The organism is Rhodopirellula sp. SH410, from assembly GCF_055811895.1.
The window spans coordinates 7486191-7504161 of sequence record NZ_CM147949.1; the positions used below are offsets into that span (position 1 = coordinate 7486191).

The window sequence follows — 17971 nt, forward strand, 5'->3', positions numbered from 1 at the left end:
CACTCCTTCCTTCGCCGCGTTTTCCCGAACCGCTTCATCGACTCATGGCTTCACGCTCTCGGACCACCGCCCCCGCTTCGAACGACGCGGCCCGTCGCGATACGACAACATCTGCGCATCGCGAGGAATCGGGCAAGCCTAGCGACGACAGCTCGGCAGAAAAACCCGACCCCACGGGGAAAACCGGCCCCGCCGGAAAAACCGGCACGACCGAAAAGCCCGGCAATGCCAAGCCGTCGAGTCAAATTGAATTGTCGCCCAAGGTGCTCAACGGCGAGACGTTGATCGAGGTCGATGGCATCAAGATCGACCTCCGTAACCGATATCTCGCTGCGTTCCTGGCCTGGCTGGTCCCGGGTGCCGGACATTTTTACCAAGGCCGGCGAGGCAAAGCGACGCTGTTCGCACTGTGCGTGCTGTCCCTGTGGTTCATCGGCTTGGCCTTGGGTGGGTCCAATGTCGTTTACGCGTCGTGGCAGCCTGGCGATCGCCGCTGGCACTATTTCTTACAAGCGGGCGTGGGTGTGGTGGCGTTGCCCGCGTTGGTGCAAGGCGACCGGATGCGGAAGAACACCGATCCCCGCGGCCGTACAGTCGATAGCTACCAGCCGCTGTGGAATGGGTTCATGGCTCCCCCCAACCGTCCGGTCCTCGAAGGTGAGGCGGATGAAGTGGCGGCGTGGTACGCCATCCGCGGCAGCGGGTACGAACTGGGGACATGGTTCACCATGATCGCCGGAATGTTGAATATTCTGATCATCTACGACGCCTTTGGGGGGCCGCTGGCGGTTCCGATTAGCGGGAAACGCTAGCGAAAAGAACAAAATATAGATATTCCGTCGCGGGAAAAATTTGTGAAAGCGCATTTGATCAAGTAGAATTGACCGTTCCCTACCTGGTTTCTCGCTTTTCCTAGCCCCTCTTCTTTCTCGGATCACCGCGATGCGACGTTCTGCTTTACTTTCCGCTTGGTTCTCCCCACGGTTCACGATCCTGCCTGCCACCATCGCGTTAGCGGCCGTGGTGATCGCGGGTGGAACTTCTCGCTCAGCGATTGCGGGTGGCGGGGACGTTGCCGAACATGCGGCGCTGTTTGCCGCCATGGAGGCCGGTCAAATTGAGGCGGAATTCATTCCCCTCAGCGCCGCCCGCGCCAACTTGATTGTCAAGAACCTGACCGAGAAACCGCTCCGCATTCAAATGCCCGCCACTTTCGCGGGTGTTCCCGTCAACGCTCAGATGATGGGCGGTATGGGTGGCGGCATGGGCGGCGGAATGGGTGGTGGTATGGGCGGCGGCATGGGTGGCGGCATGGGCGGCGGCGGCGGTATGGGTGGCATGGGTGGCGGCATGGGCGGTGGTATGGGTGGCGGCATGGGCGGCGGAATGGGCGGTGGCATGTTCACCGTCAAACCCGGACGCGTGCACAAGATGGGCCTCAACACGGTCTGTCTCGAGCATGGCAAGCTCGACCCGACCCCGCGGATGAAGTACGCCATCGTGCCGCTCGAACAAGTCACCAAAGACCCAGCAGTGGGCATGGTTTGCTACGCGGTCGGCAGTGGCCAAGTCGCTCAAAACACGGCCCAAGCAGCCGCTTGGAACTTGATGGATGGACTGAGCTGGGCTGAGTTGGCCAAGAAAAACCGCGTTGAGAACACCTACACCGGCAACATCCCGTACTTCTCGCAACTCGAATTGCGGGCCGCGATGGCGGTTGTCGCCGAAGCTCAGCGAACGACAGCGGACGAGTCCTCATCGAGCGAATCTGACTCGAACGAATCAATGTCGAGCGATCGCGCCTCATCCTAAGCATCGGACATAGGGCCAGCCTGGGCTGTTAAAACTTCGGGGCTGACGTCGGTTTCTGTTTACGCAGGTTTTGTTCCATGAACTTGCTGCTGACCTTAGCCCGGAGGGCGGCATATGAATTGCCTGTGGCGTCAGCCACCGGACTGAAACTGAACTTACGCTGCTAGCCCGGAGGGCGACACAATGACACATGCAGGCCAGTTGTGTCGCCCTCTGGGCTAGCTGACGATGAGGCCTCTGACACCGGTGGCTTACGCCACCGGCAGGTGATGTTCCGCCCTCTGGGCTGAAAAAGCGGAACAAAACCTTTGCCCGTTTCGCTGCCGTCAACCCCAAAGTTTTAACAGCCCAGGGCCAGCCCCCTTGTCAATTAACTTGATTTGCCCATGTTATGGCGGTTAGGAACGAGCGGGAAATGACTGTCTGAAATTGCGGTCGACCGTTCCGACCGCGGAGCGTTCGGCCACTTATTTCCCACTCGTTCCTAACGAACAAGGCCAGACTCCTTGTTGGACAGCCTTCGATGTGCCATTGGTTTCCATGATCCTGATTGAAGCAATTATCCAGCCCATCCGGCTGTCTACGGTCCGGGCGGCGCTGGAACAGGCTGGCTTTGATGAAACGATGGCCGGCGATGCGACCGGTTACGGCCGTCAACGAGGCCAAGTCGCCACGTTTCGCGGCAACGAATATCGCATCGACCTACTCCGCAAAGTCATCTTGAGCTTGGTCGTGCATGAGGATGACGCCGACGAAGTCATCTCAATCATCCGCGCTGCCGCGAAAACAGGAACGCAAGGTGAGATCGGCGACGGGAAGATCTTTACGATCCCCGTCACCGATGCAATCACCATCGGCTAAACCCCTGCGATAGGTGCTCTCGCGGCAACGCCCCATCTTCCGCGGGTGAATGATTTCGAGTTCAATCAACGAGCGTGAATCCACACCGAGCGTGTTGGATTTTGCGTCGCCGTCCATCGGCGTCATCTCTCGCAAACTATCTTTTCTCGAAAGGAAAATGTGCCATGGCATCCTCCATCGTAGCCCTGAAGTTCCACACACCCGAAGGCGCCGAGCAAGGACTGGCGATCGCTGTTGAGTTGCAAAAACAGCACCTGCTTGAAATCCAAGACGTGGCGACGGTGACCTGGCCGGTGGGCAAGAAAAAACCCAAGACAGTGCATGGACAAGGTGCCTGTGGCGGCGCGTGGTACGGCGCGTTCTGGGGCATGCTGATCGGCTGGATCTTCTTCATGCCCTTCCTCGGCGCCGCCTGGGGAGCTGCCATGGGCGCGATCAGCAGCACGTTCTCCGACTACGGGATCGGCAACGATTTTATCGAGAGCGTGCGTGGCAAGGTCACCGAAGGCACCTCGGCACTCTTCTTGCTCGCCGGCCAAGTGACGACGGATCGAGTTGTCGAAGCCTTCAAAGACGCCCCGGAATTCGAGATCATCTCGACAAACCTATCGCACGAGCAAGAAGAGAAGCTCAAAGACGCCTTCGCCCACTGAGAGCGGCCAGGTGGCGAGCGTGACCCGCCTTATGGCATTCGGCTCACGCTCGCCGGTCGAACTTCGACTCAATCAACAGCCCGCCCGCCGATCCGGCGGCAGCCCGGGATTGCCCAGGCGGCCAGCCTTCGTGACGGCGAGACAATAAAACGCGTCGAATCAAAAGTAGCTACCGTCGCCAGGCGGTGGAAACCATGCCCTGGCGAATGTAGCTACTCGGGTGATTCACTCGCGGCCACCTAGTGGCTGGTGCCTTGCGACAGCTTTTCCATGACCTCGTCGAGGTTGAAAGCGGCTGGCTTCTGGCGGGGCGGAAACTCCTGGAAGGTCTCGAGGAAATTCCCGGCATACTCCTGGGCTGGGACGAGCAGGAAGGCATGATCGATCAACCAGTCATAGTAGGTGTTCGAGGTGACGTCTGCTGTCTCGTAGGGATCCGCGTGGAGATCAAAGATCTTGGGCATGCGAAGCGTGACGAACGGCTCGGCCCAGACTTTCAGGGTGCCTCGGGCTCGCTGCTCCAGGAATACCAATTTCCAGTTCTCGAACCGTAGACCGACGAGCTGGGCGTCATCGTTGAAGTAGAAGAACGACTCGCGGGGAGACTCCTTCTCTTTGCCCGTGAGATAGGGAAGAAGGTTATAGCCGTCCAAGTGCACCTTGAACGTTTTTCCGTCCACATCGTGCCCCTTCAGGAGCTTCTCCTTCACGTCGGGCTCTCCCGCAGCAGCCATCAGAGTTGGCAACCAGTCCATTCCGCTAACGATTTCATTGGAGACCGTTGCGGCCTCGATTTTACCGGGCCAACGGACCATGGCGGGGACGCGGAAGGCACCTTCCCAATTCGAGTTCTTCTCGTTGCGGAACGCGCTCAATGCGGCATCTGGCCAGGTATTCTTGTGAGGGCCGTTGTCGGTGGTGTAGATCACAATGGTGTCTTCGGTGATCCCGAGCTCGTCGAGCTTGTCCAACAGAGTGCCGACCTGGCCATCGTGCTCAATCATCCCGTCGGCATACTCGGTGCGTGCGGTGAGCCCGGGCTTGTCACGGTGCGATTCCATGACGTGAGTCCGGAAGTGCATCCGGGTGGCATTCCACCAGCAGAAAAAAGGCTTGTCCGCTTTGGTCTGACGCTCCATGAAATCGATCGCCGCCTCGCTGGTTTCCTGATCGACGGTCTCCATCCGTTTCTTCGTGAGCGGCCCGGTGTCCTCGATCCTTCCATCGGCAAAGCTATGGATCACGCCGCGGGGGCCGAACTTTTTGGCGAATTCTGGATCCCTCGGATAGTTACGGTTTTCAGGCTCCTCTTCCGCATTGAGGTGGTAGAGATTCCCAAAAAACTCGTCGAAACCGTGCATGGTCGGGAGAAACTCATCCTTGTCCCCAAGGTGGTTCTTGCCGAACTGGCCGGTCGCATAACCGTGTGGTTTGAGAAGCTGGGCAATGGTGACGTCGCCCGCCTGCAGACCGAGGTCGGCGCCGGGAAGGCCGACCTTGGAGAGCCCGGTCCGGTAGGTACACTGGCCGGTGATGAAGGTCGATCGGCCCGCCGTGCAGCTTTGCTCGGCATAGTAATCGGTAAACAGCATCCCCTCTCTGGCGACACGGTCGATATTTGGAGTGCGATATCCGACCACACCATGGGTGTATGCGGACACATTGGTCCGCCCGATATCATCGCCGAAAATAACGAGGATATTGGGCTTCTTCGTTTCGGCGGCATCTGCAGATACCGTCACCGCAAACAGAGCGGCACAGAGTGCCAGTAAGGGACGGGGCCAAGAGCGCAGTTTCATGACTAGCTGTCTGGATTAGAAGGAGGAGTCGAGTGGACTCGAGCGGCGGTAATCGCGGGCTGCCCTGCTGCTGCATCGACAAGTCCCACATGGCTGACGATCGAACGATCGATTCTCGAGTATACTCCAGATAACCGGCCGAGCGAGCGGCTGGCGGGCCGAATTAAACGATTCGGCGCCGCGGGCAAAGACACCAGGATCGAGAGCCTGCTATTGGGATCCGCCGGGCGCTGCTGGCCCCTCTTTGCCCGGTGCCATGCCGCCTAAAACGATTGACTCGTGATCAATGCCACAGAGCACAAACTCGTTAGCTACCGGCAGGGGATGATTCATCAGTTCGATTCGCTGCCGATTGATTTCGGCGAGTTGTAACTGCTGGTTGTCTGCGGCAATGCTGGAACGGCCATAGGCGATTCGAACCGCTTGCCAAGCCAGCGATTCAAGAGGACGACGCAAGTCATCGAGGAGCTTCGCCAGCTCGGCCAGATCACTCGGGTCCCGCTGATCAGACTGAGCCCATTGTTGGCCGATCTCGCGAGTTCGCGCGAGCCACCTAGCTCGCTGCAAGACCATTTCGGCTTGATCCGTTGTCACGTTCTCGCCGGCCGCCGCCAAACGATGAAGCGACGCCGCCATTTCGAAATACGGCTGGTCGTCCGTCGAGTCCTGCAAGACCGATTCACTGAAGCACTTCACGGCGCGGCGATCATCCTTTTCGTGAGCCGCCCATACCCCTCGTGCAAACCATGCATCTGCATTCACGGAGTCCGTTGCAGCGTTACCTTCGACCCACTGTTTCAGCAATTCGTGATCTTCCTGTTCCGCATATGCACGCCCCAGCAACGCCGACTCGGCAGGCGTTGGGGACGAAACAGATTCGAGCTCGGTGATCGCGGAATCCCATTCATCCTTACCGACAGCCGCACGCGCCCTCCCCAGCGTCCCGATCGGGTCCAGTTGTTCCCGCGCGGCATCGGCAGCAAAGGGTGCCGACAGACTCAACAGCGTGCGGAGCTCCACTTCATCGACGTTGCCCTGTGCGCACAGGGCCTTCAGAGGCACTGCAGCTTCGAGTCGCCTGCCCTCACGCACGAGAAGCTGTGCCAACTGACGATGAGCCATTGTGGCGTCCGGGACGGTATCCAGCACCGCTCGGTAACGAGTTTCCGCTGCGCCCCAATCTCCCATTTGAACCAGCCACTCGGCGGTCTGCCCCAGCGCGGGCAGCTGCGTTTCGGGCACGGCGTCCGCCAGTTCATCTAGCATCATTACCGCTTCTGGGTAGCGATGCTCTCCGCCCAGCACCAACGCCATCGTGAAGACGACCTGCGGATCATCAGGGGCCATCGCAAACGCTTTTCGGATGGAATTCCCGGCAGCTTTGACATGCCCGCTCTGAAGAGATTGTGACGCCGTATCCAGCAACGACGGTAGGTCGGCTTCCAGCTCGACCGGAGCGATCGGCTCGACCGGAGCGGGCGGAGCGGGCGGAGCGGGCGGCTCGACAACAACAGGCTCAGCGGGCACCGGAAGCGATTGATCGGGCGTGCATCCGCCCCCGATTACGATCACGCAACATCCGATCGCTCGGATGAATTCCCTAATACTATATCGCAATATCAATTCTTCGTTCCCAACGCTAGCGTTTGAAAAGTTTCGACCTTGAGCATACTCGACTTCCTAAGATATCGCTGATCACGGTTACGGGGCACTCAATCGTGCTAGAATTCGAGTCGTCTGGAAGTCGAAGCCGCGATCCGGCATGCATTCTCGGGAGATAACGTTGCGTCGCTCAATTTTCGTCGTCATTGCGGTGTTCGCAATCGCACTCGTCGCATTCGTCTTGTTTCAGAGACCGACGCGTTCCACTTCGAACCCAACCGATGTCGCCATCACAGCGACCGCCACCCCGACCCCGACTCCACCCCCGGCCGATTCATCTCTGACATTTGTCGGCCGCCAAGTTTGCAGCGAGTGTCATGACGAGAACTTTCATCTGCACAGCAAGTCGGGCCATGCGTCGACGTTCGCTGACACTCGAGACTCCGATATCGCTAAGAAGTTTGTCGGAAAAACGCTCGACGCCGGTGAACCGTACGGGCTGTTGGAGTACTCGATGAATGAGAAAGGCCTGCAGGTCACACGTGCCGACGATGACAGCAATCAATCTTTCCCGCTGGAGTTTGCGTTGGGTTCGGGGCACAACGCGGTCACATTCCTGTCGCTCGCTTCGGATGCAGCCGACAACACCATTGGTATCGAACACCGCGTATCGTGGTTTGCAACGGACGATCATTTTGGACTGACACCGGGACAAATTGGCACCTCACCCACAACGCTGGCGAAGTTCTTTGGCAACGCCGTCCGTGACGAACACATGCGTGCGTGTGTCGATTGCCATACGACTTCGGGAGAAATCGTTGATCAAAAAATTGTCGACCTGATCCCCAACGTGAATTGTGAAAAATGCCACGGCCCCGGCAGCGAGCATGTCCGCCAGGCCAGGCAATCGCATAACCCGCCCCCGTTTTCAGTCGGAAAAGATGACTGGAACGCCGAATCCGAATTGCAACTGTGCGGCGAATGCCATCGATTGCCGATTGACTTTCCACCGAAGCAATTGCGAGAGTACCCGCCGTTGATGGCGAGATTCCAGCCCGTGGGAATGCTTCGCAGTAAATGCTATTTACAGTCACGCGGTAAGTTTAAGTGCACGACCTGCCATAACCCTCACGAAGCGTCGACGGCAAAGTCGATGGACGCGTACGTAGATGATTGCGTTCAATGCCACAGGGCAGACACCACCGATCACGTCGTCTGTCCGGTATCGCCCCAAACAGGCTGCATCGAGTGCCACATGCCACCGATTCGGTTCGAGCAGGGCCTGACATTCCACGATCACTACATCCGGGTACAGCCGGAGGACTGACGCGGCGGCGGACGCGGCGGCGGACGCGGCGGCGGACGAAAAACTCGCCGACTCGATGCAGGCGCGGTTCGACGCGGTCCAAGTCATCACGGCCTGATGATCAGACGTCTTCGAGACCCGCTTTCGAAGCTCGCCCACCGACATCGCTAACCCGGTGACGTATCGCCGGTGCATCTCGCGTTTTACAATTTCGACACCCCTTGCGATTTCGAAATCTCGCGTTCGAACCCTGGCCCCTCCGCAGCAATCAAGGCGGTCGTGCCAACCTACCTGATGGCCTCCATGCAATTGTCGCCAACCTGCTCTCTGAATTCCCCTGGTCCGTTCGCGATCGCGAGGGGAAGCGTTACTCCATCGGCAACCGGCCGCTGGTCCATTGGCGTCCCCAACAGCCGACCGGTCGCGATGGCGATCCCATCCGCATCTTTTCCTCTGACCAGGTGCGAGCGGCCTACGCCGCCCCCCGTTCGTCACCGCTGCGGCCCCGGCCTTAGCGACGCAACAGGAGCAAACAGATGTGGCTGATCGCCATCGATGAGGCTGGGTATGGGCCGAAATTGGGGCCGCTCGTTGTCGCCGCAACGGCTTGGCAGCGAGCCGATGACGAGCCGGGGGACGGTCGCTCGGTGGATCGGATCGAGCCTGATCCGTTCGCCTCGATTTCGGCCCCGGCGCGAGTCGGTGATGGCAGGGTCCGCGTGGATGACTCGAAGCAAATCTTCAAAGGCGGGTCGCTGACGATGTTGCAGCGGATCGTTTCGGTTGCCCTGCACGCATGCGGCCGGACCGATGCGACACTCATCGAACGACTACCCACGCTGCTGCCGCGCGACTTCGAAACGATCCAACGAGTCCGCTGGCTGGAAACGATCGGCAGCGATTCAGCCGGACCGCTCCCATTTTCAACCACCGACCAGACCCGTGCGGCGGTGCAGCAGTGGGAGCAGTCTCCGTGGAAGCTCCGCGATTGCCAGGCTCGAATGCTGGATGCGGCGACTTTCAATCGGTACTGCGCCGGCGATCCCACCAGTCCACAGGTCGCCCCGAGTGGCAACAAGAGCGATCTGCTTGGCGAGACCAGCATCACACTCGCTGCCGATCTGCTCAACACCGTACGGGATCCATCGTCACAAGAATGCGTCCAGGTTTTCTTCGACCGCCACGGTGGCCGCCGCTACTATGCGGGCGTGATCCAGCAGTTCTTTGGTGGTGAGAGCGTGCAGATCGTCAGCGAGAGCTCGACACAGAGCGTGTATGACACGACGCGGCAGGGCGTCCCCGTCCGGCTGCACTTCACGGTCAAGGGAGACCGCTTCACCCCCGTGGCACTCAGTTCGCTGCATGCGAAATACCTGCGTGAAGTCGCCATGGCTGCCCTGAATGGATACTTCCGGGAAGCATCGAAAGCACCCGAATTCCGCCCCACCGCGGGATACCCGGTCGATGCCGATCGATTCATCGAAATGGTGCGGCCCGTCATGAACGAGCGGGGCATCGCCGATGGGGAGCTGATTCGCTGTCGCTGAGCGCGGCATCGGCTCCCAACCTGCGATCTGGAGTGGGACATGCCTCCAGCCGATGCCACCAAAAGAAATATCACCGCCCTCACGCGACCCTACGGACGTTCCATCCACCCGCGTTGACGCTCTCTCAAAATTCGCGGCAAGCAGACTGGCTTCTGCCGTTGTCAAACTGGGATGGTCGTGCCATAGTGTTTCGTAAAAGTTCACATGAGGTGAGCTTTTCTCTCAACCCCACTTTGTTACTTTTTTCACAAAGTATCCGTCTTCATGCCTGCTTCCCCACGCCGCACGGTCATCAAACAGGGTCTCGATCTGCCCATTCTCGGTTGTCCCGAGCAACGTGTTGAGGTCGGTCCGCTGGTCCGCAGCGTGGCGCTGCTGGGCAACGATTATGTGGGTATGAAGCCGACAATGTTGGTTGCTCCCGGCGACCGAGTCGCCTTGGGCCAACCGCTCTTTGAAGACAAAAAGACGCCCGGCGTGATCTACACGTCACCGGCCTCAGGCACGGTGGGCGAGGTGATCCGGGGTGCCAAGCGAAAGTTTGAAGCCGTCACCGTCAACCTTGACGGCGACGATGTGGTGACGTTCGAGAGTGCTCGCGAGAAAGACCCGGTTTCGCTCGGTGGCGATGCGGTGCGATCGGTGTTGGTCGAGAGCGGGTTGTGGCCAGCCCTGCGAACACGCCCCTTTGGCAAAGTGCCCGAGATCGGATCCAAGCCCCGCTCGATTTTCGTGACAGCGATCGACACCAACCCACTGGCGGGTGATCCGGCCGTGGTATTGGGCGAACGAAAGAATCAGTTCGTGCTTGGTTTACAAGCATTGACTCAGCTTGGTGAGGGCCCCGTCTACGTCTGCACGGCCGAGGGTGCCTCGGTCGCAGGCGAAGAGGTCAAGGGCGTGACGATGGCCGAGTTTGCCGGACCGCACCCAGCGGGTTTGGCGGGGACTCACATCCACTATCTCGATCCAGTGGGTCCGAACAAAACGGTTTGGTACATCGGCTATCAAGACGTGATTGCGATCGGCTCGCTGTTCCAGACCGGACAGCTCGATGTGCGGCGTGTCATTTCACTGGCCGGCCCGAAGGTCAAGCAACCTCGCTTGATCGAGACACGACTCGGTGCCTGTATCGACGACCTCGTTGTCGATGCGTTAGCGGATGACTGCAAGGTGCGGCTGATCTCTGGTTCGGTGCTATGTGGCCATAACGCCGCAGCGCCACACAACTATCTCGGTCGCTATCACCAACAGATCTCGGTGATTGAAGAGGGCGACCATCGCGAATTCTTAGGATGGCAGAAGCCCGGTTTCGATAAATATTCCGTGACACGGGTGTTCGCTTCGTCGCTCAATCCATCCCAAAAGTTTGCATTCACGACGTCGACAGGCGGCAGCGAGCGAGCGATGGTGCCGTTGGGGACTTATGAAAAAGTCATGCCGCTGGACATCCTTCCCACCCAACTCCTGCGGTCTCTGATCGTCCGCGATACCGATGCGGCCCAGTCGCTCGGAGCACTTGAACTTGAAGAAGAAGATGTGGCCCTGTGCACGTTCGTGTGCCCGGGTAAATACGAATACGGATCGCTGTTGCGACAGAACTTGACCACGATTGAACGTGAAGGCTAAACATGAAACCACTGCGTGACGCTTTTGATCGCGTTCACCCCTACTTTGCGAAGGGGGGGATCTTAGAAAAAGCCTACCCTGTCTACGAATCGATAGATACGTTTTTGTTCACGCCTGGTGAAACCACCCGGGGTCGGACGCACGTTCGCGATGGCATCGATTTGAAGCGTATGATGATCACGGTCGTCATGGCTTTGATTCCGGTGACTTTGTTTGGGATGTGGAATGCGGGCTATCAAGCCAACTCGGCAATCGTGCAGATGACCGAGGCGGATGTGCCGATCGAATACGATTGGCATCACACGGTGCATACTGCCCTGGGCCTAGGGCATGATCCCGGCAGTTTCGTGGATAACTTTGTTTACGGGGCGATCTTTTTCATCCCGATTTACATCGTCACGATGTTTGTCGGCGGTCACATCGAGATGGTGTTCTCGGTACTGCGTGGCCATGAGATCAACGAAGGGTTCTTAGTGACCGGGCTGTTGTTCCCACTAACATTGCCGCCCAATATTCCCTTGTGGCAGGTGGCCCTGGGGATTTCCTTCGGGGTGATTGTCGCCAAAGAGGTGTTTGGCGGTACCGGACGAAACTTCCTCAATGTTGCATTGGCGTCACGAGCCTTCCTGTACTTCTCCTACGCGGCGAGCATTAGCGGCGACAAGGTATGGACAGCAGTCGATGGCTTCAGCGGTGCGACGGCACTTGGCCAGATGGCCAACGCCGAGGGCAGCGCGATCGAGTCTCTCGGTCACGTCAAGTACGTTTGGGGTGATGCGGGCGCGATCAGCTGGATGGATTCGTTCCTGGGCACGATCCAGGGCAGTTTTGGTGAAACCAGCACGCTGCTATGCATCGTCGGTGCGTTGATACTGGTCGCTGCAGGGATTGGATCGTGGCGGATCATGCTCAGCGTGATCCTCGGTGTCATCGGCACCAGCCTGCTGCTCAATGCCGTCGGCAGTGAAAACAATCCGATGTTCGAAGTTCCGTTCTACTGGCACCTTGTCATCGGTGGACTGGCGTTTGGCCTCGTCTTCATGGCGACCGACCCGGTTAGCGCCTCGATGACTAATACGGGTAAGTGGTTCTACGGGATTTTAATTGGATTCATGACCGTTCTGATCCGTGTCATCAACCCTGCGTTCCCGGAAGGCATCATGCTGGCGATTTTGTTCGGCAACGTGTTTGCTCCCTTGATTGATTATTTCGTCGTCCAAGCCAACGTCCGCCGGAGGGTCGCTCGCTATGCTAGCTAAAGATTCTACTCCAGGAACTATCCTGATTGCGACGATTCTCTGCGTCGTCTGCTCACTTGCGGTGAGTGCTGCTGCGGTGGCACTGAAGCCGTACCAGGTAGAGAACGTCAAGCTTGACCAAAAGAAAAACATTCTCGATGCGGCGGGCATCCCTCGCAACGAGTTCGGCAAGTCCGCTTCGGAACTGTCCAACAAAGAGATCGACAATCTCTATCAGTGGGTTCAGGAAGAGATGGTCAACCTCGATACGGGTGATTACGACACCCAATTCGACAAGGGGACCTTCAACCTCGAAGAACAGGCTACCAACGAATCGATGAGTGAGCCGATCGTGGGCGAACTTTACGACAATGGCGAAGATCGTCGTCCGAAAACGATGAAGGTGTTCCTTGTTCGCCACGAGGGCGAAGGTCCGATTCAGCAAGTCGTGCTGCCGATCTACGGCAAGGGACTGTGGGGGACTTTGTGGGGATACCTGGCACTCAAGAGTGACCTCAAAACCGTTCAGGGGCTCACGTTCTACCAACACAAAGAAACACCGGGACTCGGCGGCGAAGTCGACAATCCAGCGTGGAAGGCTCAGTGGGACGGTCTGCTGCTCTATGACGAGCAAGGCGACCCAGCGGCGTATGTCGCCAAAGGGCCGGCATCCGAAGACGATCCGTCGGCGGTCGATGGCCTCTCAGGTGCAACGATCACGAGTCGTGGCGTGACCGCGTTGGTGCAGTACTGGGCCAGCGAAGAAGGCTATGGTCCGTATCTGAAGAAGCTCAAGACGCAGATTGAGAAGGAAGGTGCCGCGGGTGCGGAGTCATCCTCCTCTGCTGACAATTCAACTCCGAAGGCAGGAGCATAACCGATGGCTAACAAACCGCTCGACGTCCTGATCGACCCCGTGGTCGACAATAACCCGATCACGTTGCAGGTGCTGGGAATCTGCTCCGCACTGGCCGTGACGACCAAGATGGAAACGTCCGTGGTGATGGCGCTCGCCGTGATCGCGGTGACCGCGTGCAGTAACCTCGCCGTCAGTGCGATCCGGTCATACATCCCCAGCAGCATCCGGATCATCGTGCAGATGTGCGTGATTGCGTCGCTGGTGATTGTGGTTGATCAATTCCTCAAAGCGTTCTTGTTCGATATCAGCAAGCAGCTTTCCGTGTTCGTCGGTCTGATCATCACCAACTGCATTGTGATGGGACGGGCCGAAGGGTTTGCGATGAAGAACACTCCCGGCATCAGTTTTCTCGACGGTATCGGCAACGGCCTGGGATACGGATTGGTGCTTCTGGTTGTTGCCTTCTTCCGCGAACTGTTCGGCAGTGGCTCGTTGTTTGGCGTGACTCTGCTCGAACTCGACCGCAACGGTGGCTGGTACAACCCCAATGGATTGATGCTGCTACCGCCGAGCGCCTTTTTCATCATCGGGATCATGATCTGGGTGATCCGTCTGAATAAACCCGCACAAATTGAAGAGTCCTGAGGCTATCATGGATCTGTTGGAAACTCACTTAAGTATTTTTCTGAAGGCGGTCTTCGTCGAGAACTTAGCCCTGTCGTTCTTTCTCGGCATGTGCACGTTCCTCGCCGTTAGCAAGAGCGTCAAGACCGCAATCGGTCTGGGCATGGCCGTGATCGCGATCGAAACGATCACGGTGCCGGCTAACCAAGCAATCTATTCGTTGTTGTTGAAGAAGGGTGCTTTGACATGGGCGAATAATTTCGTCCCCACGTCGACCATCGACTTTTCGACGATCGACCTTAGCTTCCTCTCGTTCATCAGCTTCATCGGCGTGATCGCGGCCTTGGTTCAAGTCCTCGAAATGTTCTTGGACAAGTTCCTTCCCGCGCTCTACAACGAGCTGGGCATCTTCTTGCCATTGATCACGGTGAACTGTGCCATCCTCGGTGCATCGCTGTTCATGCAGGAACGCAACTACTCGTTCCCGGAATCGGTCACCTACGGCTTTGGCTGCGGTGTGGGCTGGGCACTGGCGATCATGGCCCTTGCGGGGATCCGCGAGAAGCTCAAGTACAGCGACGTGCCACCACCGCTCCGCGGGCTGGGCATCACATTCATCACCGCCGGTCTGATGGCGCTAGCGTTCATGTCGTTCAGCGGCATTAAGCTTTAAAGTCGCTTACGACCAACCTCATTGATTTCATCCCTCACGCACTTCACCGTACACGAGTCCACTGTGATGTTCATAACTCCCCTCCTGGGCGCTGCCCCACCGGCAGCCATCATTGCCATCGGCGTCGCGATGTTCACCATCATCGTGCTCGCGCTGGTGATGCTGATTCTGGCGGCTAAGAAGCAGCTTGTCTCTTCCGGCCAGGTCAAAATCATGATCAACGACCAGAAAGAGATTTCGGTGCCGGCCGGTGGAAAGCTGCTCGGCGCTCTCGCCGATGCGGGCATCTTTGTTTCGAGTGCCTGCGGTGGAGGCGGAACGTGTGCTCAGTGCAAGGTGAAGGTACAGGAGGGAGGAGGCGATTTGCTGCCGACTGAAACCGGTCACATCAACAAGAAAGAAGCTGCCGAAGGCGAGCGACTGAGCTGCCAAGTCGCTGTCAAGCAGGACATGAAGGTCGAAGTGCCCGCCGAAGCCTTCGAGACCAAAAAGTGGGAGTGCACCGTCCGTAGCAATCACAACGTCGCCACCTTCATCAAAGAGTTCGTTCTCGAATTGCCTGCCGGTGAAGAAGTTAACTTCAAAGCCGGTGGTTACATTCAAATCGAAGCGCCGCCGCACACGATTCACTACAAAGACTTCGACATCGAAGAGCGGTTCCACCCCGACTGGGATCAATACAAGATCTGGCGATACACATCGAAGGTCGAAGAGCCCGTGGTCCGCGCCTATTCGATGGCGAACTACCCGGGCGAGAAGGGCATCATCATGCTCAACGTTCGTGTCGCCTCTCCACCCCCACGGGCCCCCGAAGGCACTCCTCCGGGCCAGATGAGCAGTTACATCTTCTCGCTCAAACCTGGTGACAAGGCCACGATCAGCGGTCCCTATGGAGAGTTCTTCATCAAGGATAGCAAGGCGGAGATGGTCTACATCGGCGGTGGTGCCGGGATGGCTCCGCTGCGAAGCCATATCTTCGAGTTGTTCAAGCGAGAAAAAACCGATCGCAAGGTCAGCTACTGGTACGGCGGCCGGAGCATGCGTGAGCTGTTCTACGTCGATCACTTCCGTGAGATCGAAAAGGAGTTCCCGAACTTCAAGTTCAACATCGCATTGTCCGAGCCCGCTCCCGAAGATAATTGGAACGGATACACCGGGTTCATTCACCAAGTGCTGCTGGAAAACTATCTTAAAAACCACCCCGCTCCCGAAGACATCGAGTACTACATCTGTGGTCCTCCGATGATGAATGCGGCCGTGTTCAAAATGCTCGACGACCTCGGTGTTGAGCCTGAGAACATCGCCTACGACGATTTCGGTGGCTAGTTCGAGCTGATATTCATGATCCATTCCGATCGCATGACGCGACGAGGTTTTCGCCCCGTCGCGTTTTTTGTTGTCACCGCGACGCTGTTCCTGACAAGCCTGCACTCGGGTTCCGTTGCGGGTCGAGCGCAAGGGCAATCACCCCGTGGCGGTCTGCTGCATTTCGGCGGTGCGACGATGGGGACCACGTACAGCGTCAAGGTCTCACAGCCGCCGAGTTCGGCGGATTGGAGTTCCGAAGCATCGCTCGCCGTGGACGCAGAACTCCGCCGCGTCAACGATCAGATGTCGACCTACCTCCCATCGAGTGAGTTGAGTCGTTTCAATGACTCCACGTCGACGGACTGGTTCGAAGTGAGTCGTGAGACTGCCGAGGTGGTGCACTTTTCCCTGGATGTGGGACAGCGGTCAGGGGGCGCGTTTGATGTCACGGTCGGCCCGCTGGTCGATCGTTGGAGTTTCGGCCCCGGTAAACGCAACAAGGATGTGCCGAGCGATGAAGAGCTCAGGGCAATGGGTAAACGGATTGGGCAGTCTCATCTGTCGGTCCGGCTCGATCCGCCCGCACTGAAGAAAGACATCCCCGACTTGCGAGTGGATTTGTCAGCGATTGCCAAGGGGCATGGCGTCGACCGCGTTGTCGACGTGTTAACTCGGCTCGGCGCGGACAACGTCTTTGTTGAAATCGGTGGTGAGGTCCGTGTCACCGGGCACAAGCAGACTGCGGACGGCCGCCAATCATGGAAGGTAGGGATCCAGAAACCCGACGCGATGAACAACGAGATTGTCGTAGCCTATGCCATGGAAGATGTCGCGATGGCGACCTCGGGTGACTATCGAAATTTTTTCGAGGTCGACGGTGAGCGATTCTCGCATACGATAGATCCGGTCACCCATCGTCCGGTTCGTCACAATTTGGCGTCCGTGACCGTGATCGCACCGACGTGCATGGCGGCCGATGCCTGGGCGACCGCACTCGACGTTGTGGGCCCTGACCGGGCAGGCGAGCTCGCCGCTAAAAATGACTTAGATACTCTGTTGATCACACGCGTCGCCCACCCCACCGCTCGCGGCGCACCGGCTGCGAACGAGGGCACTACTATTGAAGCACAGGAACATCAAATGAATTTCATGGGAACGGGAGCTTTGGCGGTAATTGCCGAGCAGATGCAAAGCAGCAGCGTGCTCGGACAGGCCGAAGCGGCCGACGGTGCAGGATTTCTAGACCGGATGGGGCCAGTCGTCCTGTTAACGGTCATCGGATTCGCAGCGGTTTTGGTCGCGATGGCGATCGGGGTCATTTTTGGTCGGCGAAGCATCAGCGGCTCATGTGGCGGACTGAACGCGCGGACGGATGAGGACGGCGTCTCACGCTGCTCGCTATGCAGCTCCCCATCGGAAGGCTGCGAGAAGCTACGCGAGAAGATCGAAAACAGCTAATCGTCGCCGCCTCTCGCGCCGCGAAAGTTGCGGGGGACGTTGCGGGGGACGTTGCGTACGCGGAACAAAAGACAACGTTCAGAAAAAACGCTCGACCCGATCCGCAGCAGCGTCAATCAGGCGTACAACTGATACAGCATCAGGTACACGAGCACACCCGTGACGGAGACATACATCCAGATCGGAAACGCGTAACGCACCCACTTCTTATGCGCCACGATCCGGCCATTCTTGGCCAAGTAGATCGCACGGATAGCCAGGAACGGCACCGTGATCGCCAGCAGAATGTGTGGAATGAGGATCGCGAAATAGGTGATTCGTGCGCCCTGCGGAGCATCCTTCGGAAACGGTCGATTCCACTGGCCCGTCGCTTCGAACAGCGCGAGCTTGTGAAAAAGATAAAACGCCAGAAACGCGATACTGACAAAAAACGCATTGAGCATGAGCTTTTTATGCTTCTTCGCTCGTCCGTGCTTGATGTTCCATAATCCCATCGCCAACAGCACGGTAGCGACGACATTGAGGGCCGCATTGAGGTGCGGTAAATAGAGAGCGAGTGCGTTCCACATGAGCAATTCTGCAGTGACAGAGCGGGTCGGAGG

General features: G+C 58.0%; 17 protein-coding genes. 14 read left to right on the forward strand and 3 right to left on the reverse strand.

All coding sequences use genetic code 11. From position 1 onward, the window contains the following. Positions 1 to 44: 44 nt before the first annotated feature. The 4 genes from SH410x_RS27420 to SH410x_RS27435 all read left to right on the forward strand — a co-directional run bounded on the left by SH410x_RS27420 (position 45) and on the right by SH410x_RS27435 (position 3326). Complete coding sequence (locus SH410x_RS27420; RefSeq protein ID WP_473672650.1) at positions 45 to 812, forward strand: DUF6677 family protein; 768 nt, start codon at positions 45 to 47, stop codon at positions 810 to 812. A 130-nt stretch (positions 813 to 942) separates the two neighbouring features. After that, a complete protein-coding gene (locus SH410x_RS27425; RefSeq protein ID WP_473672652.1) occupies positions 943 to 1812 on the forward strand; it encodes a hypothetical protein in 870 nt (289 codons plus the stop codon). Between the two features lie 540 nt (positions 1813 to 2352). After that, a complete protein-coding gene (locus tag SH410x_RS27430; RefSeq protein ID WP_473672654.1) occupies positions 2353 to 2673 on the forward strand; it encodes a P-II family nitrogen regulator in 321 nt (106 codons plus the stop codon). Between the two features lie 164 nt (positions 2674 to 2837). Continuing rightward, entirely contained in the window at positions 2838 to 3326 is a 489-nt protein-coding gene (locus SH410x_RS27435; RefSeq protein WP_473672657.1) for a DUF1269 domain-containing protein, read from the forward strand. Positions 3327 to 3565: 239 nt separating this feature from the next. Here SH410x_RS27435 and SH410x_RS27440 read toward each other — a convergent pair whose 3' ends face one another. Continuing rightward, a complete protein-coding gene (locus tag SH410x_RS27440) occupies positions 3566 to 5125 on the reverse strand; it encodes an arylsulfatase (protein WP_473672659.1) in 1560 nt (519 codons plus the stop codon). Positions 5126 to 5335: 210 nt separating this feature from the next. Further along, positions 5336 to 6742, reverse strand: coding sequence for a tetratricopeptide repeat protein (locus SH410x_RS27445; protein WP_473672661.1), 1407 nt, complete (start codon positions 6740 to 6742; stop codon positions 5336 to 5338). A gap of 166 nt (positions 6743 to 6908) precedes the next feature. Between SH410x_RS27445 and SH410x_RS27450 the strand changes: the two genes are divergently transcribed. From SH410x_RS27450 to SH410x_RS27495, 10 genes are all read left to right on the forward strand, one after another. Continuing rightward, positions 6909 to 8054, forward strand: coding sequence for a multiheme c-type cytochrome (locus SH410x_RS27450; RefSeq protein WP_473672662.1), 1146 nt, complete (start codon positions 6909 to 6911; stop codon positions 8052 to 8054). Positions 8055 to 8254: 200 nt separating this feature from the next. Further along, positions 8255 to 8548: a hypothetical protein gene (locus tag SH410x_RS27455; RefSeq protein ID WP_473672664.1), complete on the forward strand. Its 294-nt coding sequence runs from the start codon at positions 8255 to 8257 to the stop codon at positions 8546 to 8548. A gap of 21 nt (positions 8549 to 8569) precedes the next feature. Then, a complete protein-coding gene (locus tag SH410x_RS27460; RefSeq protein ID WP_473672665.1) occupies positions 8570 to 9580 on the forward strand; it encodes a hypothetical protein in 1011 nt (336 codons plus the stop codon). A 264-nt stretch (positions 9581 to 9844) separates the two neighbouring features. After that, on the forward strand, positions 9845 to 11209 hold the full coding sequence (locus SH410x_RS27465; RefSeq protein ID WP_473672667.1) for a Na(+)-translocating NADH-quinone reductase subunit A: 1365 nt from the start codon (positions 9845 to 9847) through the stop codon (positions 11207 to 11209). 2 nt (positions 11210 to 11211) lie between these two features. Beyond that, positions 11212 to 12468 (forward strand): NADH:ubiquinone reductase (Na(+)-transporting) subunit B, encoded by a 1257-nt coding sequence (locus tag SH410x_RS27470; protein WP_473672668.1) that lies wholly within the window; start codon positions 11212 to 11214, stop codon positions 12466 to 12468. After that, positions 12458 to 13324 (forward strand): Na(+)-translocating NADH-quinone reductase subunit C, encoded by an 867-nt coding sequence (locus tag SH410x_RS27475; RefSeq protein ID WP_473672670.1) that lies wholly within the window; start codon positions 12458 to 12460, stop codon positions 13322 to 13324. The genes SH410x_RS27470 and SH410x_RS27475 overlap by 11 nt, the downstream gene beginning before the upstream one ends. A gap of 3 nt (positions 13325 to 13327) precedes the next feature. Next, entirely contained in the window at positions 13328 to 13951 is a 624-nt protein-coding gene (locus SH410x_RS27480; RefSeq protein ID WP_473672672.1) for an NADH:ubiquinone reductase (Na(+)-transporting) subunit D, read from the forward strand. A 13-nt stretch (positions 13952 to 13964) separates the two neighbouring features. After that, positions 13965 to 14603 carry an NADH:ubiquinone reductase (Na(+)-transporting) subunit E gene (nqrE, locus tag SH410x_RS27485; protein ID WP_473677413.1) on the forward strand — a complete coding sequence of 213 codons (639 nt, stop codon included), beginning with the start codon at positions 13965 to 13967 and terminating at the stop codon, positions 14601 to 14603. Between the two features lie 66 nt (positions 14604 to 14669). Next, positions 14670 to 15929, forward strand: coding sequence for an NADH:ubiquinone reductase (Na(+)-transporting) subunit F (nqrF, locus tag SH410x_RS27490; RefSeq protein ID WP_473672673.1), 1260 nt, complete (start codon positions 14670 to 14672; stop codon positions 15927 to 15929). 15 nt (positions 15930 to 15944) lie between these two features. Then, positions 15945 to 17369, forward strand: coding sequence for an FAD:protein FMN transferase (locus SH410x_RS27495; protein WP_473672675.1), 1425 nt, complete (start codon positions 15945 to 15947; stop codon positions 17367 to 17369). A 116-nt stretch (positions 17370 to 17485) separates the two neighbouring features. Here SH410x_RS27495 and SH410x_RS27500 read toward each other — a convergent pair whose 3' ends face one another. Then, a complete protein-coding gene (locus tag SH410x_RS27500; RefSeq protein WP_473672677.1) occupies positions 17486 to 17938 on the reverse strand; it encodes a DUF420 domain-containing protein in 453 nt (150 codons plus the stop codon). Between the last annotated feature and the right edge of the window lie 33 nt (positions 17939 to 17971).